This window comes from Myroides sp. DW712 (assembly GCF_046557355.1).
GTDB lineage: Bacteria > Bacteroidota > Bacteroidia > Flavobacteriales > Flavobacteriaceae > Flavobacterium.
Window position 1 is genome coordinate 98,955 of the sequence record NZ_JBKFDO010000001.1, and the last position, 20,401, is coordinate 119,355.

Below are 20,401 nucleotides of genomic sequence, written 5' to 3' on the forward strand. Positions count from 1 at the left end.
AGGAGTATAGCGGGAATTAAACCGCAACATTATATTCTCTTAACGCATCGTTTAACGAGGTTTTTAAATCTGTAGAAGGTTTGCGTTTTCCAATAATTAAAGCACAGGGCACTTGATAATCACCCGCTGGAAATTGCTTGGTATAGGAACCAGGAATAACAACAGAACGCTCAGGTACATATCCTTTGATTTCCACTGGAGTTTCTCCTGTTACGTCAATGATTTTAGTCGAAGCTGTCAGTACCACATTCGCACCTAAAACTGCTTCTTTGCCCACGCGAACACCCTCAACTACAATACAACGAGACCCTATAAAAGCATGGTCCTCAATTACAACAGGTGCTGCTTGCAGTGGTTCTAAAACCCCGCCTATACCAACACCCCCTGATAGGTGCACGTGTTTGCCTATTTGTGCACAAGAACCCACAGTAGCCCACGTATCAACCATTGTTCCTTCATCCACATAGGCACCAATATTCACGTAGGAAGGCATTAAAATTACCCCAGAAGAGATGTAAGCCCCATGACGAGCAACTGCATTGGGAACTACGCGAATTCCTTTGGCTGCGTAATTTTGCTTTAAGGGCATCTTATCGTGATACTCGAAAATACCCATTTCAAAGGTTTCCATCTTTTGAATGGGAAAATATAAAACAACCGCTTTTTTTACCCATTCATTAACCTGCCATCCTCCAGCTACGGGTTCTGCAACACGTAATTTTCCTTGATCAATCGCTTCGATAACTTCGCGAATGGCGTCTTGTGTTTCTTGTTGCTGGAGCAGGGAACGATCCTGCCATGCAGTTTCAATTAAGGGTTGTAAATGATTCATTATACGCTTGTTTTGAAATTAAAATTAGGGTGGAAAGCTCGAAATAGATACGCCAAGTCAATCCTTTGTTTTCCTATTACCTGCGCCTTGTTCAATAACGAAAGGTAATGACCTCACAACATGAAGATTGTATTCATGCGTAAGCCTTACTTTTACTATAAAAGTAGCTACAAATATACGTATAAATGTTTAGAAAAGAGGAGGGGAAATGGTGGAAATAAGGGGTACAAACGATAAAAAATAGCCCTACAATTAATACTAAATCTCCAATTGTTTTAAGGTATATGTGGTAAAAAAAGACAATTTAGCTTTTAAACTTGTACTTTTACAGCGATTAACTGAAATAGAAAACCACAAATGCAAATAAAAAAAATAGGTTGGACCATAAGCGCATTAGTGTTACTTAGTTATGGTTTTGTCTGGTGTAAATACCATTGGATGTACGAAGAATACAATCCCGAAAAAGTAGCACTGCTTTTTGAAAACAACCAACAAAGAGCGCCTATTTATGATACAATTGTAGTGAACAATTTTAAAATTGGCTATCTAAGTAATAAGCGATATGTTTATCTCGACGATTATAATTATCTAGGTGGTGTGAGAAATCCTTACTTAGTTTTGATTCCCCAAAATGGCGATAACGTTACTAGCCTATTGCCCTACTTCTTAGATAAGGAATTAAATGAGAAATTCCACTTGATTGCAATTGATCGTATCGGATTTGGGGGTAGTAAAGTCGGAAAGAACAGTCAAGGTGAACCTTACGGATACTATGATTCCAAAGAGGCTTTCGAAGAAAATGCCGTTTATGCCTTTCTATCGATGCTCGAACGAATTGCGGATCGCGAGGGGAAATACTTAGATGAAGGGCGATTTGTTTTAAGTGGACCCACTGCTGCAATGGGATTAGGGGCTGCTTATTCGACCTATTTATCGTCTGATAAATACTTGCTGATTGACGCCAATTTAACAGAGCGATTCAAAGGGAGTCAATGGTATAGCAAAGCCGTAGTGAGTAAAATTGGACGGCTTGTTTTTCCTGAAAATTACGTGAATAAACAAGGCGATTTACTGCTGAATGACCGCGTATTAGCCCGTTATAGAGACCCGTGGTTGGCTGGTGTCCAACAGACAGAAGAGAAGGAAAATACCAATGAGTACAGCATGTACAAAGGAGCTTCAGAAGCTGGTATGGGGAAACTCTTATTCTTTACTGGGCTAAACCAGGCAGATAAGGAAAAAATCAGCCACTTAACGAATGAAAAAGCATGGGAAAGTAAGGATTATCCTGTTGATCCTTATATTCCTCAAGAAGTCATGAAGGTATTGAAAAATATGGATGCCTATACGTTGGATTTTAATCGAATCAAATGAGGTGGAAATGGGAAAAGGGAGATGAGAGAAGAGAAAATTTTTCTGATTTGGATTATTACAACAAAAACGCAAAAAATCAACCAACAAAAAAAGCAAAGAACAAAAAAAGAACTTCCAATAATCAGAAGTTCTTTTTTTATTACTCAAAATATTCTATTTAGAAAATCTACTCATTTCCCATCTCCCTTTTCCCATAACTATCTCCCTGTTACGTTATCCTTATACACTTTACCATCTTTGATAATCAAAAGTAAATGAGTGTTAGGATCTCCAATTACTTCGATGTGCTCTAGTGGACTTTGGTCAAACAACAGAATATCCGCATAAGCCCCTTCTGTAAGGGTTCCTAATTCAGCAGGGTAGGGATTTCTAGGACCACTCATTTTCAATAATTGAGCATTGTCATAGGTAATCATTTTAAGAATCTCAAAATTGCTAAACCATTGTTTGAGGTTCACGACTAATTCATTTTGTCTCAATGGATTTTTTGGTGGAGCTACTAAATCGGTTCCAAAAGCTAGTTTTACCTTGTGTTTTTTTGCCCAAGTGTATACATTTTCTGTTCCCATTCCCACCGCTTTTTTATTCGCTGCTTGCTCTGGGTTTGTATAGGCGCTAGCATCTAAATCAAAAGGCTGCATACTGAGCCAAATGTCTTTTTCACCCAATAATTTAACTGTAGCTTCATCGAGTAAATGGCCATGATCGACACATTTAACCCCTGCATCCACAGCTTGTCTTACCGCTTTAGGAGTATAGGCATGTACGGTTACATAGGTTCCCCAATTCTCCGCAGCCTCAACAGCCGCTTTGATTTCTTTGGTAGTATATTGTGTTGCATCTAACGGATCGTAAATCGTCGCAACACCACCGCCAGCCATTACTTTGAGTTGAGAAGCACCTTTTCTCAATTGTTCCCTTGCGGCAACAGTTACTTCTTGTTCGCCATCGGCAATGATACTACCTCCTAAAACTTGGAAACGAGGCGGAGTATGATCTACCATTCTCGGTTCTGACCAAGGAAAGCTTGCGTCTCCATGTCCACCTGTCTGGGAAATCATCGCCTCACTGGGGTAAATACGAGGTCCTTTGTTGATACCATAGTCATTCGCCTGCTTAATTCCCATGACGTGTCCTCCCAAATCTCGAACTGTCGTGAAACCACGTTGTAGGGTTTTTTCTGATTCTTTGGCTGCATTAATGAATAAGAAACTCTCGTCTCCTAGCATAATCGCCTGATTGGAATTGGCCGCTAAAAAGGAATGCCAATGTGCATCAATCATCCCTGGCATCGCAAACTTCCCTTGGCCATCAATCACCTGAGCGTTTTCTAAATCTGTCGATGCAAGATCTCCCTCAACAATTTTTACAATTTTATTTTTCTCTACAACAATAGCTCCTGTGGTGGTTCGATTGTCTTTACCGTTAAAGATTTCTACGTTTTTCAGTACTAATTTGTTCTGTGCAACACTCAACGTCCCAACACAAAAAGCACCTAAAAGTAGACTAACTTTTAAAAAATAATGTATCATCTTAAATTTTTAAAGTAAATATACAGGTATTAAATTCTATTTTCGTTTAATTATGAATAAAAAATCAAATTTTTAAGTATATGTTGCGGATAATTTAATTCTTTCCTGAAAAGAGAGTATGTATTAAAAACTCCACTAGTTTTGTGGGTAAATTAAGAAGAAGATGACTAAAAAATATTTAATATACGGTTGTAGTAAAGGGTTAGGACGGGCAATTGCACAAGCCATTCCACAAGAACAAGATATAGTATTCGGGGTTTCCCGATCGAAGCCATTTGATGCCAAGAGTAATTTGGTGTGGATTCAGGCCGACTTATCCCAACCTACGGTTGCAGTGACTGCGGTCCAAGATCTACTCCAAGATACTCCCTTGGATTATATTATTTACAATGTTGGGATTTGGGAACAAGAAGCCTTCGAAGCTACCTACGATTTTGAACAATCGTCTACAGAAGAAATAATCCAAATCATTCAAACGAATATTACCTCTTGTGCGCTAGCCTTACATGCCTTTATGAAGAACGTAAAAGGCAGTGACAATGCCAAAATTATCCTCATTGGATCGACCTGGGGATTGGAAAATCACAAGGGGAAAGAGGTGGCTTTCTCTGCGTCTAAATTTGCATTGAGAGGAATAGTACATGCACTACGCGAAACCTTACGCGAACATCGTATCGGAATTAGTGTGCTGAATTTAGGGTACCTGGCCACAGAGTATGCGCATACTTTACCCGTAGAGGAGGTGCTGGAGCAAACGGAAGGAGCATTGATTCCCTTAACGGATGTGTTAGCCGCTATTCGATTTATTTTATCAACAACTAATGCCACTTGTGTCAAAGAAATTGATATGCCAGCGATGCAAGATTGTAATGTGTGATGGTGGTTAACGGTTCACAGTTCAGTTGATCAGTTGATGCGTGCAAACGCACAAATAACAAATAACAAAGCACAAAAGCCAAAGAACAAATAACAAAGAACAAATAACAAAGAAAGTTACCTTTTTTTTCGCTTTCTTTTTAATCCAATGCGTGTACTTCTGATTTGATCTACTGTATGATGGCGCAAATATTCGTGATGCAAGAGCCATCCGCCAAGTCCGCCAAGTAAACTACCAATGACAATATCGGTTAGTCGCGCTTGAATGAGTTCATTAGGCGAATGAATCAAGGGACTCCCTGCCTCTGCAAGTAGGACAGTTAAAGTGGTGATAAAAATGACCGCAAGGGCGTAGTTTCGCGAGATAAAAATTTCAATAATAAATTGCAAAAGCATAATACAAATACACAAGTATAGGGGATCTTGAGAGAAAGAAATTAAGACCCAACACAGTCCAATACCAATAAATGTGCCCGCAATACGATGCAAGACGCGTTGCCAAACATGGTAGAGTGAAATTCCCTGCATAATAGCTAAACAAGAAATGGGAATCCAATAGGGGTTATTGAAGTTCAATAGATTACCAATTAATAGCGATAATGACATAAAAGCGCCTACAATTACGGCACGAATGAAGTAATCGACTTGTGTTTTTAGGGGTACAGGTAGAATAATACGGACGGGTGTTTTTGAAATGTATTTTCGTCCCACAACAAAGCTATAGACTAAGGCTAGGGTACAAGCGAATACGGTTCCCAAGACGAAGTATCCGATTCGCGTGGCAATCGTATCAAAATCAAAAGGCGTATTGCTGGCCATCGAAGCAATCATAATAAAGAAAAAACTCCCAGGAGGCGGCATGGAAAAATACAAGGATAACCAATGGATGGCTGTCGCAAATAAACCAAAGACCACAGCAGAAACCACAAAGTTAAAGCTGAAAATAACCCCAACGACATAAGAAAACATAAAGCCGAAGGAACAGACTAGCATAATAAACATCCGTTGAGGAGTCGGCAGATTAGAAGGAAGGTAGAGGATAACCAAACCTGCTAAACAGGCCAATAATCCTGCTTGTAGATTATCAAAATACCAACCCACCAGTAAAGGAACTCCAATGGCAAACATCGCCATGAAAGGAATATGCCATAAGCGGTTACTCTCTTTGAGTTGAAATAAATTTTTACTTTCTTGTTTCAGGAGTTGAACAAAAAAATTATTTCTCATGATTCGTCCGGATGTTTTGCGACAGTTTATAAAAACTAAACCGTTTCATAAGCTACTACTTGTTGAAAGGAGAAAGAGCTAAATCTCCGTTAGATTAAGTGGTGCAAAGATACAAAAAATGCAAATGGTTAGGAGCTCTTTATAGAAAGAAATTAAGTAGAAAGTGAGGTATGAGAATCAAGGAGTAAAAGCAAAAAGGCTACCCGTTTTAGATAGCCTCTCTGTGTTGAAAAAGTAGGGTTAGTTTTGATGAAGAATCGATTTAAAATCGTTTATTTTCGCTTCAAATTCAAGCTGTAAAGCGTCATTGACAATCATTCCATCTTTAAAATTATCTTGAAAATTGGGCAATGAAAAATGGGCTTGAATGTTTCCTCCAAAAAAGGGAAAGATATTTTTTGCGGACTCCATAACGAATTGTCCTCCTCGAGGACCTGGAGAGGTTGAAAGCAAGAACATAGGCTTTTGCTGAAACAAAGCTTTATCAGCACGAGATCCCCAGTCAAAAATATTTTTAAAAGCCGTACTAAAAGTTCCGTTGTGCTCGGCTAAACCAATAATTAAGGCATCACTGTCTTTTAGTATCTGATTGAAGGTGAGCGCTTGTTCAGGAATACCGGCTTGGTTCCGTTCTGGAGAATAGATGGGCATTTCGTAATCGTTGAGATCTAAAATTTGTATGTCGTGTCCTTCTAAATTAGGTAAGACGCTTTTAACCAAAGTTAAGTTGATGGACTGTGTGCTATTGCTAGCAGCAAAGGCTGTAATTTTCATGGTTGAATTTTGTTTTGTTTTGTTACAAAGGTAGGAAGGGGAGGAAAAAAAAGACTTAATCTAGAATAAGAAAAGGAGGTATTGGAAAAGAGACTATTCAAACTGATAGCGAAATGCTCGAGCTAAAGAGAATAAAAAAAGGCCACAAAACATTGTTTTGTAGCCTTTGTATTGTAAAATAAGATTTATTTGTCAATGGACCCTAATACACGTTGCATAAAGTTGTTTAATGCTTCTTTTTGCGTAGCTCCTTCTTTCATTAATTTCTGAACTTCCAGTGCTCCGTACATATTGGAGATTAATTCACCAATAACGTCCAATTCTTCGTCTTTTAACGAGGGAACTTCCGTTAGGTTTTCCAATACTTCTAGGGTTTCAATGATATAATCTTGGTCATTTTGCTCAATAAATTGAGTTAAATGTTTAATTACAGGTAATTTCATGCGAGGTCGTATTTAAGATTAAGCGATTTCACCAACTAAATCGTGTAAAACTTCCGTTTTATTCGTTTGAGTTTGGTTCACTAATTTTCCATTTACGAAAGTAGCGAAGGTTGGTAGATTACTCACGTCAGCTAGTTTTCTAGATTCAGGGAATTTCTCCGCATCTGCAATAACAAAGGTGATATTCTCTTTTTCTGTTGAAAGCTTTTTAAACTTTGGCTTCATAATTCTACAGTTCCCACACCAAGTAGCTGAAAATTGAACAACTACTTTTTCATTTTGACCTACAATTTCTTGTAAATTATCTTGATCTAATTCTAAAAGCATTTTTTAAATTTTTTTTACGTTAGTATTTAATTAGTGTTTGCTTAAGTAATCAGCAACACCTTTTCTGTCTGCATTCATTGCATCTTTTCCTTCTTCCCAGTTTGCAGGACATACTTCACCATGTGTTTGAACGTGTGTGTAAGCGTCGATTAAACGAACATACTCGTTTACGTTTCTTCCTAATGGCATATCGTTTACAGACTCGTGGAAAATTTTTCCTGTCTCATCAATTAAGTAAGTAGCACGGTACGTTACGTTTGATCCTTCAATTTGAACTGAATCTAACTCTTCGTTGTATACTTCATTCTCTACGTCTAAGATACCTAATACAGAAGATAAGTTTCTTTGCGTATCAGCGATGATAGGGTATGTAACTCCTTCAATACCTCCGTTGTCTTTGGCTGTGTTTAACCAAGCAAAGTGTACTTCATTTGTATCACAAGATGCTCCAATTACCATCGTATTTCTTTTTTCAAATTCAGGAAGAGCCTCTTGGAAAGCATGTAATTCCGTAGGACATACGAAAGTGAAATCTTTTGGATACCAGAATAATAATACTTTTTTGTTATTTTTTGTTGCTTCTTCAAAAATGTTGATTCTTAAATTATCACCCATTTCTGAAATTGCATCTACTGTAATGTTTGGAAACTTTTTACCTACTAAAGACATAATGTTTATTTTTTTAAAAGTTAATATTTGTTTTTTCCTTTCTTATTTCTAGTACAAAAATAGCCCACAAAAGGGACTTGTACTATTATTTCTGATTATTGTTTTTTATTTTAGTATAAGTTTTATTTATACTTAGTATCAAATCAAACAATTGGGGTTGTCAGTAAAAACTTATTTCGACGAGTCTAAATATACGAATAAAAAATGAGTGTAGGTGTGAAGGTTTTGTTATAAAATGGTGGTGCGTGATGCATAAAGCGTAATGCGTTTTGAGATTTAGATTATTACAACAAAAAAGAAACCCACAACAAAAAGCCAAACTTACAATCAAGTTTGGCTTTTTGTTGAATTATAGTACATGAAAAATTGTTTCACTTAGCTATGGGAAATTTCATTCATCTCCCATTTCCAATCACCTAAATATGATACAACTGACTCAATGGTAACGATTGAGACGGTTGAATAGAAACGGGTTTTTGATCAATGAGAATTTCATAGGTTTGATGATTCATATCAATATGCGGTTGACTCGCATTGTGAAGCAAATCGGATTTTTTCACCTGGCGCGTATTTTTCACGGGTTTGAGTGCTTTTTGAACGCCTAATTCTTGTAAACCTCCGTGATCAATGGCTTGTTGCGCAACAAATAGAGCCGAAGTTTCGCCTACTACCTTGCCGAAGGTTCCCCACATTGGGCGGTACATATACGGTTGTGGGGTTGAAATCGAAGCGTTGGGATCTCCCATTCCAGCATAAGCAATCACCCCTCCCTTAAGCACCATTTCAGGTTTACTTCCAAAAGTAGCAGGGCGATAGAACACTAAATCTGCCATTTTTCCAACTTCAACAGAACCTACGTAGTCCGAAATTCCGTGCGTAATTGCAGGGTTGATGGTGTATTTTGCTACATAGCGTTTCGCTCTGAAGTTGTCATTTGTCGTATCCGGATGTAATGGACCAAAATCTTTTTTCATCTTATCCGCAATTTGCCATGTACGGGTAACAACCTCCCCAATTCGACCCATCGCTTGGGAGTCCGAACTCATCATGGAAATAGCGCCCATATCGTGTAAAATACCTTCTGCGGCAATAGTTTGCTCGCGGATACGCGATTTAGCAAAAGCAATATCTTCAGGAATATTCTTGTCTAAGTGATGGCAAATCATCATCATATCCAAGTGTTCATCAATGGTATTGATTGTAAAAGGATTGGTTGGTGTGGTAGAAGAAGGCAAGATATTGTCATATTCAACTACTTTTAATAAATCTGGAGCATGTCCACCACCAGCACCTTCCGTGTGATAGGTATGGATAGAGCGTCCGTTAAAAGATGCTAAGGAATCTTCCACAAACCCTGCTTCGTTTAAGGTATCCGTGTGAATACATACTTGAATATCAGCTTCATCCGCTACTTCCAAGCATTTATTTAGCACATAAGGCGTGCTTCCCCAATCTTCGTGAATCTTCATTCCTCCCGCACCCGCTGTTACAATTTCGTGCAAGGCAGTTGCACTTGAACTATTCCCTTTTGCTAAGAAGATAAAGTTCACTGGAATTTTATCGGTAGCTAAGGCCATGCGTTGTAAGTGCCAAGCCCCAGAAGTACAGTTGGTTGCTAGGGTGCCAGCTGCAGGACCTGTTCCTCCACCAACTACCGTGGTAGTACCCGATTGTAGGGCAACATCAAATTGCTGCGGGCAAATATAATGCACATGGGTATCAATTGTTCCCGCTGTAACAATCAAGTTTTCTCCTGCAATGTATTCCGTTCCTACACCCACAATCATATGAGGGGATACACCATCCATCGTGAAGGGATTTCCCGCTTTTCCAATGCCGACAATAATTCCATTTTTGATTCCAATATCGGCTTTTACAATCCCCCAATGGTCCAAAATAATTGCATTGGAAATGACTGTATCCAAGACTTGATCTTTCGTTGCTAACGGGTGTTGTCCCATTCCATCGCGGACTACTTTTCCTCCTCCAAAGATTAATTCATCTCCATAGGTCGTAAAGTCTTTTTCAATTTGAATCCATAAATCTGTGTCTGCTAAGCGTATTTTGTCTCCCGTTGTTGGACCAAAATAGCTCGCATATTCTTGACGTGATATTTTTTTCATTTTATTTCTCAATCGTAAAAATTAAATAGAACCGTTTATTTTTCCAGTAAAACCGTGGATAATCTGCTCACCTCCATAAGATACGAGGTCAATGGTTTCTTCTACACCAGGCATAAAGCGAACAGATAAACCCGAGGCAATATCCAAGTGATAGCCTTTGGTTGACTCTCGGTCAAAGGCCAACGCTGGGTTAGTTTCATAGAAGTGGAAGTGTGAGCCTACTTGTACGGGGCGATCAGCGGTATTGGTGACCGTAATAGTCAGGCGTTTTCTTCCTTCAGATAAAATAATATCGTCTTCAGCATAAGCGTATGCTCCTGGAATTAAGGAGGCTTCTGTAGCCCTTATCGGATTATTAAGGGATACTAACTTTGTTCCATCAACAAACATGGCTTCAACTTGCACCTGTTCTACTAATTGGGGAACACCAGGCATTACATCTTCACTTGTGAGTAATTGGTTGCATTCTTCGATTAGTGTTTGCACCGTTTTTCCCTCTCTCGCTCCCTCTATAATATGTCCAGATAGATAAGCAATGGTTTCCGGATAACTTAGTTTTAATCCTTTTTCCTTTCTATTTTTTGCAATAATAGCTGCAAATAAAAGAAGCATTTTCTCCTTTTCTTGATGCGTTAAATACATAGTTCTTAAAGTTTTGCACAAAAGTAACCTTCCAAAGTATAGGAGAACATAGCCATAACATGCCAATACTATCCCTTTTCGTGCTAGCGTAAAGTCTTGCTTTTTTGTTTACCTTTAACCGTATTTTTTATTGTAGTTTATATGAACGAAGTTTCTACGATTTTATCTAGTTACGATTATAAAAAGAGATATCTACCTTATCTTGATTTTACAATATTAAGCAACACGAATTCACTACAAGTGTATAAGATTGAGGAGTATCTCACGGGAATTATAAAGCCCGTAAGCCCTTACCGTACAGCCTTTAGCTTTATTATTTATCTAGTTCAGGGAGAATTTGAGCAGTTGATTAACTTTCAAAACTATCGCATCATAGCTGGAGAGTGCCTACACGTTAAACAAGGCGTGTGGACGGCCACTCAATATCTATCGGAAGATATTAGGGGATTTATTGTTTTTTACGAATCTGATATTTTTACCCAATATTTGTTGATGCACGACAAAAAAGAGGAGGTGAAATACGTGCCCTATTACAAACTTGATTATTATGATGAACAGGCAATAACGGCGAGTTTGCTGTTATTGTATGGCGAATTGGGCTTGGCTGAAAATAGGCCCGCTATTTATGTGCCTATTTTTTATTCAATTTTATCTCGATTAAACTATTATACGGATCATTATACTTTTAATTCCCGTGATTTAGAGGTGGCATTTAAATTTAAGGAATTGGTGATTGAAGCACATATTCGAGAAAAATCCGTACAGTATTATGCCAGTCAATTGTGCTTATCGGAAAATTACTTAAACCGATGCATTAAAAAAGTAATTGGACGTTCTGCTAAACAGTTTATTAATGAGGTCAATGTTGAATATGCCAAGCTTTTGTTGGTGAATACCACCCAAGATATAGCCGAGATTGCCTATGAATTGGGCTATCCATCGCCGAGTTATTTCTCAAAATTCTTTCGAAAAGAAATGGGAGTTTCGCCAAATGAGTATCGTATGAGAGAGCGATTGGCCATTGATAATCGCTTACATTAAACAATACAGGCTCTTCCAATTGGAAGAGCCTGTATTGTTTAATGTAAACTGTTACTTTTAGCATCATGACTGTATTGTGTCTCCATTATCAGTCTATAGAAAAGTCCTGTTTTACTGGACACACTATGGACGCACTATGGAGTCACTATGGACACATCACAAGGAAATGTGGTCTCGTCTTTAGTTTTGCTCTTTTACTAGGTGGTCTATTTGTTTTTCTTTGTTAACTAAACGTCTGATTTTGATGTCAAAAGCGGCATAAAGTAAAGTCACAAACGGACTGAGATAGTTGAAAAAAGCATAAGGTAAATAGGTGAGGGTAGGAATACCCAATACTCCTGCATGATAAGCTCCGCAGGTATTCCATGGGATTAGTACCGAGGTTACCGTTCCTGAATCTTCTAGTGTTCGACTTAAATTCTCTGGTGCAAGCCCTTTTTGTTTATAGGCTTCAGCAAACATTTTTCCAGGTACGACAATAGATAAATACTGATCAGATGTGGTGATATTAACGGCTAAACAGCTGGCAACCGTACTGGCAAATAGTCCAAATAAACTACTAGCAACGGATAGTAAAGCCGCTGATATTTTCTGTAATGCACCAATAGCTTCCATTGTTCCACCGAAAAACATGGCACATAGAATCAACCATACAGTATTTAGCATACTCGCCATTCCCCCAGCTTCAAAGAGTCCATTGAGACTTTCTAAAGGAGATAGGATACGAATATCCGTAGTCAAGGCTAACATTATTCCTTTATAGGCATAATAAAAATTAAAGGTTTCTCCACCCGCTACCGCTACTACAATATCGGGTTGAAAGATTAAGGCAAATACTGCACCTAATAAAGTTCCGATTAATAAAGCGGCAATAGGTTGTACTTTTTTTACAATCAATAGAATAACTACAATAGGGACAATAAATAAGAGCGGCGTAATGTGAAAGGTTTGACGAATTGCGTCCAGCGTTTCTGTTGTATTAACTTGACCTTCTGTACTATAAACAAAGCCCAAAATAATGAAAAGAATAAGGGTTACAATATAGGTGGGTACGGTGGTATACAACATATAGCGAATATGCGTAAATAAATCAGTACCTGCCATGACCGGAGCTAAGTTGGTTGTATCGGATAGGGGAGATAATTTATCCCCAAAATAAGCCCCTGATACGACAGCGCCACCAATGACACCAAGGGGCATACCCAAAGCATTTCCAATTCCCACTAAAGCAATCCCTACGGTTGCAGAAGTAGTCCAAGAGCTCCCTGTTGCAATGGAAATAATCGAAGTGATAATCACACAAGCAGGCAAATAAATGGAGGGATGTAGAATTTCCAACCCATAGTAAATCATACTGGGAATAATACCACTCAACAACCAAGTACCTGACAAGGCTCCCACAAGCAACAAAATATAGATTGCATTGGAGGTATCACGTACATTATTGACAATCTGCTGAAGAATGGTATCATAAGAAACGCGATTGTATAATCCTACGATTATAGCAATGGCTCCACCCAGTAGTAAGATAAATTGATTGGTGCCCGATAAAGCATCATCCCGGAATACATAAACATTGATAGCCAATAATACCACGAGTAATACGACAGGAATTAACGATTGTGTTAGTGAAATAGGCTTCTCTTGTTGTTTCTGCATTTCAAGATGGGTTTTAAAAGTGAATATAAAAAGTAAAAGTACTTAATTTAGCCGATTACTGTTCTTTTATGCACATAAACTGTACCAAAAATGGAAGAAATTTGTTTTTTTGTTTTTCGCTGTTTGTTCTTTGTTGTTTGTTGTTTGGCTTTTGATAAAACCATCAGTAGTAAAAACACCCCTCACCAAATCCTCACCAAATCCTCACCAAACCCTCACCAAATCCTCACCAAATCCTCACCAAATCCTCACCAAACCCTCACCAAACCCTCACCAAACCCTCACCAAACCCTCACCAAATCCTCACCAAACCCTCACCAAACCCTCACCAAACTCTCACCAAACCCTCACCAAACCCTCACTAAACTCTCACCAAACCCTCACCAAATCCTCAACAAATCTCCCCCAAAAAAATAAATCAACTACCACAAGACAAACACTCTGGATCATCCAAAGAGCAAGAAGGAGTGAGAGATACAGCTGAATCCAGTAGTGTGGAATCGACGGTGAATTTAATCGCATCCACAGCGGGTCTAGTTCTCAGGTAGTACATTCCAGTTTTCAATCCTTTTTTCCAGGCGTAAAAATGCATGGAAGTGAGTTTACTCGGAGTTGGTTCTGCCAAGAAGAGGTTGAGCGATTGGGATTGACAAATAAAGGCCCCGCGATCTGCAGCCATATCGATGAGGTTTTTCTGCTTGATTTCCCAAGCGGTTTTATATAAATCTTTTAATTCTTGTGGAATTCCCGTTAGTTGTTGAATCGAACCATTGGCCGCAATGAGTTGATTTTTCAAGGCTGGATTCCATAGGTTGAGCTGAATCAAATCTTGTAAGAGATGCTTGTTTACCACCACAAATTCTCCAGAGAGTACACGTCGGTTGTAAATATTACTTGTATAAGGTTCAAAACATTCATTATTTCCCAAAATTTGAGAGGTAGAAGCGGTGGGCATGGGAGCAAGTAAGAGTGAGTTTCGAACGCCGTGTTCTATAATAGCTGTTCGCAAGGTTGACCAATCCCAGCGGTCAGAAGGAGTAACCCCCCATAAATCAAATTGAAAGATTCCTTCTGATAAAGGAGATCCCGCAAAGGTTTCATAGCTTCCCTCTTGTTTTGCAAGTTCCATCGAAGCTTCTAGAGCTGCGAAGTAGATGGTTTCAAAGATCGCTCGGTTTAGCGCTTTGGCTTCTTCACTTTCAAAAGGAAGACGCAGTAACATAAAAACATCGGCTAGCCCTTGTACTCCTATACCAATGGGACGATTTTGTTTATTAGACGTTTGTGTTTCAGGCAAGGGATAATAATTACCATCAATAATTTTATTGAGATTGAGGGTGATAATTTTAGTAACCGCATAGAGCTTTTGAAAATCAAACTGATGCTCTACCACATAACGAGGCAGTGCTATAGAGGCTAAGTTGCAGACAGCTATTTCGGTGGGACTTGTGTACTCCATAATCTCCGTGCATAGATTTGAGCTGCGAATCGTACCTAAGTTTTTTTGATTGGATTTTTGATTCACGGCATCTTTGTAGCACATAAAAGGAGTTCCTGTTTCAATTTGTGTTTCCAAGATGGCCGTCCAGAGCGCTCGAGCCTGTATGGTTTTTCGGGCTTTTTTTTCTTGTTCATACTGGATATACTGCTCTTCAAAGGCAGCACCATACAAATCGCATAAGCCTTGTACTTCATTCGGATCAAAGAGAGACCAAGTGCTGTCTTCTTCCACGCGTTTCATAAATAAATCAGGAATCCACAAGGCAGGAAATAAATCCCTTGCTCGCATTTCTTCCTTCCCGTGATTCTTTCGTACATCGAGAAAATCGAAGATATCCGCATGCCAAGGCTCTAAATACACAGCAATCGCACCTTTTCGCTTACCACCGCCTTGATCTACATAACGGGCCGTTTCATTAAATACTTTGAGCATGGGTAAAATACCATTGGAAACCCCTCCAGTGCCTTTGATGTAGCTTCCCGTTGCGCGAATTGGGTGAATGCTCACGCCAATGCCTCCTGCTGATTGGGAAATTAAGGCACAGTCTTTCAATGTGTCGTATATCCCATTAATACTGTCTTCTTTTACTGTTAGTAAAAAGCAAGACGACATCTGAGGTTTGGGAGTACCTGCATTAAATAGAGTAGGTGTGGCGTGGATAAACCATTTGTTACTCATTAAATTATATGTTTCTATGGCGGCTTCAATATCGGTTTTGTGAATGCCTAAAGCCACCCGCATAAAGAGATGTTGAGGTCGCTCAACTACTTTATTATTGGTGCGTAATAAGTAGGATTTTTCCAAGGTCTTAAAACCAAAATAATCAAAAGTATAATCGCGCTCATAGATGATACTACTGTTTAGTCGATCCGCGTTTTTTTGAATAATTTCATACACATCTTCTGCCAGTAAAGGAGCGTGTGTTTGTGTAACGGGGTCAAGGTAATGGTAGAGTTTTTTGGCTGTTTCTGAAAAGGATTTAATCGTATTTTTATGGAGGTTACTTACTGAAATTCGGGCAGCCAGAATAGCAAAATCTGGATGTGTAGTAGTATAAGCCGCTACAGTCTCTGCCGCGAGGTTGTCGAGTTCTGTCGTTGTAACCTGATCGTATATGCCTTGAATTACTTTTTTGCTGATGTCTATGATGTGATTTTCTGTGATTTCTAGTCCATAGACTAATTTATGCAGTCGAGCAGTAATCTTATCAAAATGTACAGCTTCTTTTTTACCATTTCGTTTAATTACATACATGTTTTTGTGTTTTTATAAGTGAAAAGTAAGGACTAATGATGTTAAAAATCTTCATTTAAGGAGAAAGTAGTTGTGGTTCTATCTTGTTGTTTAACTCCTGTTTTTTGGTATTCCCCTACGCGTCGCTCAAAGAAATTCGTTTTGCCTTGAAGGGAGATTAATTCCATAAAGTCAAAAGGATTCGTAGCATTCCAAATTTTAGCACATCCTAAAGTAAGTAGCAAGCGATCCGCAACAAATTCAATGTATTGACACATGAGATCCGCGTTCATCCCGATGAGGCGAACAGGAAGTGCATCAGTGACAAATTCTTTTTCAATGGCTACTGCATCTTGAATAATGGCCTGAACGGTTGCTTCGGTTAATTTGTTTTTTAGATGATTGACATAAAGTAAACAGGCAAAATCACAGTGTAAACCCTCATCTCGGCTGATGAGCTCATTAGAGAAGGTTAATCCAGGCATTAATCCTCGTTTTTTCAACCAAAAAATAGAGCAAAAACTACCTGAAAAGAAAATACCTTCTACTGCGGCAAAGGCTACTAAGCGCTCTGCGAAATTCTCACTTTCAATCCAACGCAAAGCCCAATGTGCTTTTTTTTGGACACAGTCAATGGTGTCAATGGCACGTAATAGGTGGTCTTTTTCCTTGGGATCTTTGATGTAGGTATCAATGAGTAGGGAGTACATTTCGGAGTGAATATTCTCAATCATAATTTGAAAGCCGTAGAAACAGCGCGCTTCGGCATATTGTACTTCTTGAATGAAATTAAGGGCTAAGTTTTCATTGACAATTCCATCACTAGCCGCGAAAAAAGCCAAAACATGGGAGATGAAAAATCGTTCATTTTCGTTGAGTTTATGGGCCCAATCGTGTAGATCAGAAGAGAGGTCAACCTCTTCAGCTGTCCAAAAACTAGCTTCTGCCTTTTTGTAAAATTCCCAGATATCATAATGTTCAATGGGAAAGATAACAAAACGGTCCTTGTTTTCTCTTAAAATAGGTTCAGTGGTCATAGCATTTTTAGTGGTTAAGATTGGATAACGGTATTTACCAAATCATTGAATGTGGTATCTCGAGGAGTAGTGAATTGCGTGCGTTTTGTAAAATCAACATAGGTTAGTAGGGCTCGTTTTAACTCCCCTTGGATGTTCTGCCCAAGCAGTTGATCTTCTTCAATGAGGTGAATTAAAAAGTAAATGGCCCGTTTTAAAAACGCTTGTGCTTTTTCTAAATCTCCTAATTCTTCATAGGTATAAGCTACATTGTTACAAGAAATAAGGTATACCTGTATGACGGGAATTTTCAATCGAGAACATTGCTCCCAATGTTTGTTTAACACCTCCGCTCTATACAGTGCTTCTTTGTATCCTTCTAAAGCTTCCAAATAGTTTTGTTGGTTAAATTGTTCATTGCTAGACGTTGTTAATGTTTTCCAATAACGTTCCAGGTGGTTCATACAGGTATCACTCATTTTATTTTAAATTTTGATTAGCAAAATCCCAGTTTACGATTTCCCAAAAGTTTTCAATAAACTTCGGTCTCGCATTTCTATAGTCAATGTAGTAGGCATGTTCCCATACATCAAGAGTCAGAATTGGCTTTTTGTCAAGAGTTAAAGGCGTATTAGCCTCTTTCATCGGGATAATTTCCAATACCCCCGCTTCGTTTTGTGCCAACCAAGCCCAGCCACAACCAAATAGCTTTGCTGCGGTAGTTGAAAACTGCTGTTTAAACTGCTCGAAACTCCCAAAATCACGACGAATTAAATCAGCAATAGTCCCTTGAGGTGCTTTTCCTCCATTTGGAGATAAACAATGCCAAAAAAAGGTGTGATTCCAATGTTGTGCTGCATTGTTGAATAAACCCGCATCAGCCGTTTCATAACCATACAATAGAATCTCTTCAATCGATTGGCTAGATAGGTTCGTATCCTTTACTAGGTCATTGAGATTGTTGACATAAGAGGCATGGTGTTTACCATAGTGATAATCAAATGTTTCTTCCGTGATTAAAGGTGTTAACGCATCTTTAGCATACGGCAATTCAGGTAGTTGTAAGTTAATTTTCATTTTGTATAATTTAGTTTACTATTCATGTTTTACGGATTACACTTCACGCTTCACGTTTTACTGTCCCACAAAGGTAAAAGTTATTTAGTATTATAAAAATATAATTTTAGATAAGTCTAAAATTATAGTTAGATTTGTTTCGATTTACTTTTAAATCTTCCTTTAATCAAGGAATTAAAGAAAGTTATTTTGAATTAAGTTTTAGAATCAGTGGTTATTCTAGGGTTATCTCGTAATTTTGTAGGGATTTAAATCGTAAGCATATGATAGTTAGAGACAAAAAGCATATTGTTCAGATGCTTTTTATTTGGAAGGGGTCTGTACTAAAAAAAATCGCCCCAACCTTACTTGCCATATTTTTCTTTTCGTGGTTAGTGTACTGGAGTCATTATTTTTTCCCAGATGTGATTATTCCGTTGAACGTGGGCGCTTTTGCTTTAGTGGGGATTTCTTTGGCTATTTTCTTAGGATTTTGCAATAGTGCGGCGTATGATCGGTATTGGGAAGGTCGAAAACAATGGGGGAGTTTGGTTATCCACAGCCGTTCTTTGGCTTTTCAGCTGTTGCATTTCATCAAAGAGGAGGAAAATTTTACCCTTAAAGACAAGCAAAAGGGAATTCAATTGATTATTGCTTTTTGTTATGCCTTGAATAAACAATTGAGAAATAAAACGGATCTAGAAGTTATTCGTTCCTATGTATCAGAGGAGGTCTACCAAGAGATGTTAACCAAGCGATTTAAACCTGCTTTTTTGTTGAGTGAATTAACGAAGTGGGTCAGTGAACAGCAACAAGCAGGACGGTTGGATACGATCACCCTGGCGAGAATAGATCAGAATATCGAACAGCTGTCCATTGTACTAGGCGCTTGTGAACGCATTGTGCATACAAAGATTCCCTTTGTCTATTTTGTGATTCTACATCGCACCGTCTACGTATATAGTTTTTTGCTTCCTTTCGGTTTGATTGATTTGATTGTATGGACGATGCCATTTTTTGTGACTTTCGTCGCGTATACCTTTATTGCTTTAGATGCGGTAGTCGCAGAAATTGCGGAGCCGTTCGGAGAAGAAGAGAATGACTTGGCTCTGGATCAAATGTGTGGGAATATCGCATATTCCTTATCGGAAATCTCTGGATTAGCCCTTCCTGAATTAGTGGTTCCTGATGAAAATTATATTGTGAGATAAAAAAAATCATTTGATTCTATACAAGAAACACGCGAATTCAGCGTGTTTTTTTATATCTATAAGTCTTATTTATTAAGAAAAATTTAACGCAATAAGACCTAAAAAAAAGTGCCTTTATCACATTATTTTTTTTGTATTGTAAATTATTTTTGCTTAGTTTTTATCTAATGATATATGGGTGACTTTACGTTAAATTCATTTTATGAGTTAATAATACATGATTTAGTGAATCAAGGTTATGCGGTGGTTGATTGTTTTTTTACTGAAAGGGAAATCGACGTATTGCGTGCGAATTTTTTTATGAAGCAAGATTTACAAGTCTTTAAAAAAGCGGCGATCGGTCAAGCCAATGAAGAGCAAATAGTGGAAGAGGTTAGGGGGGATTTTATTCTGTGGCTCAATGAACAAACTCCAGATGAGGTAGAAGCCATGTACTTTCAAAAGATGAATGAGTTTATTGCCTATGTTAACCGCACTTGTTTTCTAGGTATTAAAGAGGGAGAGTTTCACTATGCGAGTTATCCTATAGGAACAGGCTATCAACGCCATTTGGATGTGTTTCACAAAGATACCCGTCGCACCTTATCTGTGGTTTTGTACCTGAATGAGAAAGATTGGACTCCTGCTAATGGAGGGGAATTAGTCCTATTCTTACCCGATGAAGAGGGGAACGAACGAGAGGAAATTGTCTATGCTTTACCAGGTCGATTGGTTATTTTTGACAGTAAATCCATTGAACATGAAGTGCGTACGGTACACAAACCCCGCTATAGTATTACGGGCTGGTTGAAAACGAGATAGGTTGGTGAGGTTGGTGAGGTTGGTGAGGTTGGTGAGGTTGGTGAGGTTGGTGAGGTTGGTGAGG

The 20,401-nt window shown here is 38.5% G+C and carries 19 protein-coding genes; 5 read left to right on the forward strand and 14 right to left on the reverse strand.

Annotated elements, in window-relative coordinates:
- Positions 1 to 16: 16 nt before the first annotated feature.
- Positions 17 to 832: a 2,3,4,5-tetrahydropyridine-2,6-dicarboxylate N-succinyltransferase gene (locus tag ACLJX0_RS00420; RefSeq protein ID WP_410877617.1), complete on the reverse strand. Its 816-nt coding sequence runs from the start codon at positions 830 to 832 to the stop codon at positions 17 to 19.
- A gap of 357 nt (positions 833 to 1,189) precedes the next feature.
- Between ACLJX0_RS00420 and ACLJX0_RS00425 the strand changes: the two genes are divergently transcribed.
- A complete protein-coding gene (locus ACLJX0_RS00425) occupies positions 1,190 to 2,206 on the forward strand; it encodes a hypothetical protein (protein ID WP_410877618.1) in 1,017 nt (338 codons plus the stop codon).
- A gap of 197 nt (positions 2,207 to 2,403) precedes the next feature.
- On the opposite strand, the gene ACLJX0_RS00430 is transcribed toward ACLJX0_RS00425, so the two are convergent.
- Positions 2,404 to 3,738 carry an amidohydrolase family protein gene (locus ACLJX0_RS00430; protein WP_410877619.1) on the reverse strand — a complete coding sequence of 445 codons (1,335 nt, stop codon included), beginning with the start codon at positions 3,736 to 3,738 and terminating at the stop codon, positions 2,404 to 2,406.
- A 163-nt stretch (positions 3,739 to 3,901) separates the two neighbouring features.
- Between ACLJX0_RS00430 and ACLJX0_RS00435 the strand changes: the two genes are divergently transcribed.
- Entirely contained in the window at positions 3,902 to 4,615 is a 714-nt protein-coding gene (locus tag ACLJX0_RS00435) for an SDR family oxidoreductase (RefSeq protein ID WP_410877620.1), read from the forward strand.
- A 116-nt stretch (positions 4,616 to 4,731) separates the two neighbouring features.
- On the opposite strand, the gene ACLJX0_RS00440 is transcribed toward ACLJX0_RS00435, so the two are convergent.
- From ACLJX0_RS00440 to ACLJX0_RS00470, 7 genes are all read right to left on the reverse strand, one after another.
- Positions 4,732 to 5,841 (reverse strand): FUSC family protein, encoded by a 1,110-nt coding sequence (locus ACLJX0_RS00440; RefSeq protein WP_410877621.1) that lies wholly within the window; start codon positions 5,839 to 5,841, stop codon positions 4,732 to 4,734.
- 240 nt (positions 5,842 to 6,081) lie between these two features.
- On the reverse strand, positions 6,082 to 6,615 hold the full coding sequence (locus tag ACLJX0_RS00445; protein ID WP_410877622.1) for an NADPH-dependent FMN reductase: 534 nt from the start codon (positions 6,613 to 6,615) through the stop codon (positions 6,082 to 6,084).
- Between the two features lie 185 nt (positions 6,616 to 6,800).
- Positions 6,801 to 7,058 (reverse strand): DUF6952 family protein, encoded by a 258-nt coding sequence (locus ACLJX0_RS00450; protein WP_410877623.1) that lies wholly within the window; start codon positions 7,056 to 7,058, stop codon positions 6,801 to 6,803.
- Positions 7,059 to 7,076: 18 nt separating this feature from the next.
- A complete protein-coding gene (locus tag ACLJX0_RS00455) occupies positions 7,077 to 7,385 on the reverse strand; it encodes a thioredoxin family protein (RefSeq protein WP_410877624.1) in 309 nt (102 codons plus the stop codon).
- 30 nt (positions 7,386 to 7,415) lie between these two features.
- Positions 7,416 to 8,054 (reverse strand): peroxiredoxin, encoded by a 639-nt coding sequence (locus tag ACLJX0_RS00460; protein WP_410877625.1) that lies wholly within the window; start codon positions 8,052 to 8,054, stop codon positions 7,416 to 7,418.
- Positions 8,055 to 8,470: 416 nt separating this feature from the next.
- Positions 8,471 to 10,177 carry an urease subunit alpha gene (gene ureC, locus ACLJX0_RS00465; RefSeq protein WP_410877627.1) on the reverse strand — a complete coding sequence of 569 codons (1,707 nt, stop codon included), beginning with the start codon at positions 10,175 to 10,177 and terminating at the stop codon, positions 8,471 to 8,473.
- Positions 10,178 to 10,198: 21 nt separating this feature from the next.
- Complete coding sequence (locus ACLJX0_RS00470) at positions 10,199 to 10,819, reverse strand: urease subunit beta (RefSeq protein ID WP_410877628.1); 621 nt, start codon at positions 10,817 to 10,819, stop codon at positions 10,199 to 10,201.
- A 141-nt stretch (positions 10,820 to 10,960) separates the two neighbouring features.
- Here ACLJX0_RS00470 and ACLJX0_RS00475 point away from each other — a divergent pair, with 141 nt between their 5' ends.
- On the forward strand, positions 10,961 to 11,860 hold the full coding sequence (locus tag ACLJX0_RS00475) for a helix-turn-helix domain-containing protein (RefSeq protein ID WP_410877629.1): 900 nt from the start codon (positions 10,961 to 10,963) through the stop codon (positions 11,858 to 11,860).
- Between the two features lie 180 nt (positions 11,861 to 12,040).
- On the opposite strand, the gene nhaC is transcribed toward ACLJX0_RS00475, so the two are convergent.
- The 5 genes from nhaC to ACLJX0_RS00500 form a co-directional block, all read right to left on the reverse strand.
- Positions 12,041 to 13,519, reverse strand: a complete 1,479-nt coding sequence (gene nhaC, locus ACLJX0_RS00480; RefSeq protein ID WP_410877630.1) for a Na+/H+ antiporter NhaC — start codon at positions 13,517 to 13,519, stop codon at positions 12,041 to 12,043.
- Positions 13,520 to 13,937: 418 nt separating this feature from the next.
- Entirely contained in the window at positions 13,938 to 16,274 is a 2,337-nt protein-coding gene (locus ACLJX0_RS00485) for a ribonucleoside-diphosphate reductase subunit alpha (protein WP_410877632.1), read from the reverse strand.
- Between the two features lie 41 nt (positions 16,275 to 16,315).
- Positions 16,316 to 17,290, reverse strand: coding sequence for a ribonucleoside-diphosphate reductase small subunit (locus ACLJX0_RS00490; protein ID WP_410877633.1), 975 nt, complete (start codon positions 17,288 to 17,290; stop codon positions 16,316 to 16,318).
- A gap of 14 nt (positions 17,291 to 17,304) precedes the next feature.
- Positions 17,305 to 17,748, reverse strand: a complete 444-nt coding sequence (locus ACLJX0_RS00495) for a tetratricopeptide repeat protein (RefSeq protein ID WP_410877634.1) — start codon at positions 17,746 to 17,748, stop codon at positions 17,305 to 17,307.
- Position 17,749: 1 nt separating this feature from the next.
- Positions 17,750 to 18,346, reverse strand: a complete 597-nt coding sequence (locus ACLJX0_RS00500) for a superoxide dismutase (protein WP_410877635.1) — start codon at positions 18,344 to 18,346, stop codon at positions 17,750 to 17,752.
- A gap of 263 nt (positions 18,347 to 18,609) precedes the next feature.
- Here ACLJX0_RS00500 and ACLJX0_RS00505 point away from each other — a divergent pair, with 263 nt between their 5' ends.
- Entirely contained in the window at positions 18,610 to 19,536 is a 927-nt protein-coding gene (locus ACLJX0_RS00505) for a bestrophin family protein (RefSeq protein WP_410877636.1), read from the forward strand.
- A gap of 174 nt (positions 19,537 to 19,710) precedes the next feature.
- Complete coding sequence (locus ACLJX0_RS00510; protein ID WP_410877638.1) at positions 19,711 to 20,337, forward strand: 2OG-Fe(II) oxygenase; 627 nt, start codon at positions 19,711 to 19,713, stop codon at positions 20,335 to 20,337.
- Positions 20,338 to 20,401 lie beyond the last annotated feature (64 nt).

Bases quoted from the DNA above. Each gene is read 5' to 3' on its own strand.
- ACLJX0_RS00445 (WP_410877622.1), bottom strand. From the start codon at position 6,615: ATGAAAATTACAGCCTTTGCTGCTAGCAATAGCACACAGTCCATCAAC.
- ACLJX0_RS00505 (WP_410877636.1), top strand. From the start codon at position 18,610: ATGATAGTTAGAGACAAAAAGCATATTGTTCAGATGCTTTTTATTTGG.
- ACLJX0_RS00455 (WP_410877624.1), bottom strand. From the start codon at position 7,385: ATGCTTTTAGAATTAGATCAAGATAATTTACAAGAAATTGTAGGTCAA.
- ACLJX0_RS00495 (WP_410877634.1), bottom strand. From the start codon at position 17,748: ATGAGTGATACCTGTATGAACCACCTGGAACGTTATTGGAAAACATTA.
- nhaC (WP_410877630.1), bottom strand. From the start codon at position 13,519: ATGCAGAAACAACAAGAGAAGCCTATTTCACTAACACAATCGTTAATT.
- ACLJX0_RS00425 (WP_410877618.1), top strand. From the start codon at position 1,190: ATGCAAATAAAAAAAATAGGTTGGACCATAAGCGCATTAGTGTTACTT.
- ACLJX0_RS00420 (WP_410877617.1), bottom strand. From the start codon at position 832: ATGAATCATTTACAACCCTTAATTGAAACTGCATGGCAGGATCGTTCC.
- ACLJX0_RS00470 (WP_410877628.1), bottom strand. From the start codon at position 10,819: ATGTATTTAACGCATCAAGAAAAGGAGAAAATGCTTCTTTTATTTGCA.
- ACLJX0_RS00490 (WP_410877633.1), bottom strand. From the start codon at position 17,290: ATGACCACTGAACCTATTTTAAGAGAAAACAAGGACCGTTTTGTTATC.
- ACLJX0_RS00500 (WP_410877635.1), bottom strand. From the start codon at position 18,346: ATGAAAATTAACTTACAACTACCTGAATTGCCGTATGCTAAAGATGCG.
- ACLJX0_RS00450 (WP_410877623.1), bottom strand. From the start codon at position 7,058: ATGAAATTACCTGTAATTAAACATTTAACTCAATTTATTGAGCAAAAT.
- ACLJX0_RS00475 (WP_410877629.1), top strand. From the start codon at position 10,961: ATGAACGAAGTTTCTACGATTTTATCTAGTTACGATTATAAAAAGAGA.
- ACLJX0_RS00435 (WP_410877620.1), top strand. From the start codon at position 3,902: ATGACTAAAAAATATTTAATATACGGTTGTAGTAAAGGGTTAGGACGG.
- ACLJX0_RS00460 (WP_410877625.1), bottom strand. From the start codon at position 8,054: ATGTCTTTAGTAGGTAAAAAGTTTCCAAACATTACAGTAGATGCAATT.
- ureC (WP_410877627.1), bottom strand. From the start codon at position 10,177: ATGAAAAAAATATCACGTCAAGAATATGCGAGCTATTTTGGTCCAACA.
- ACLJX0_RS00485 (WP_410877632.1), bottom strand. From the start codon at position 16,274: ATGTATGTAATTAAACGAAATGGTAAAAAAGAAGCTGTACATTTTGAT.
- ACLJX0_RS00440 (WP_410877621.1), bottom strand. From the start codon at position 5,841: ATGAGAAATAATTTTTTTGTTCAACTCCTGAAACAAGAAAGTAAAAAT.
- ACLJX0_RS00430 (WP_410877619.1), bottom strand. From the start codon at position 3,738: ATGATACATTATTTTTTAAAAGTTAGTCTACTTTTAGGTGCTTTTTGT.
- ACLJX0_RS00510 (WP_410877638.1), top strand. From the start codon at position 19,711: ATGGGTGACTTTACGTTAAATTCATTTTATGAGTTAATAATACATGAT.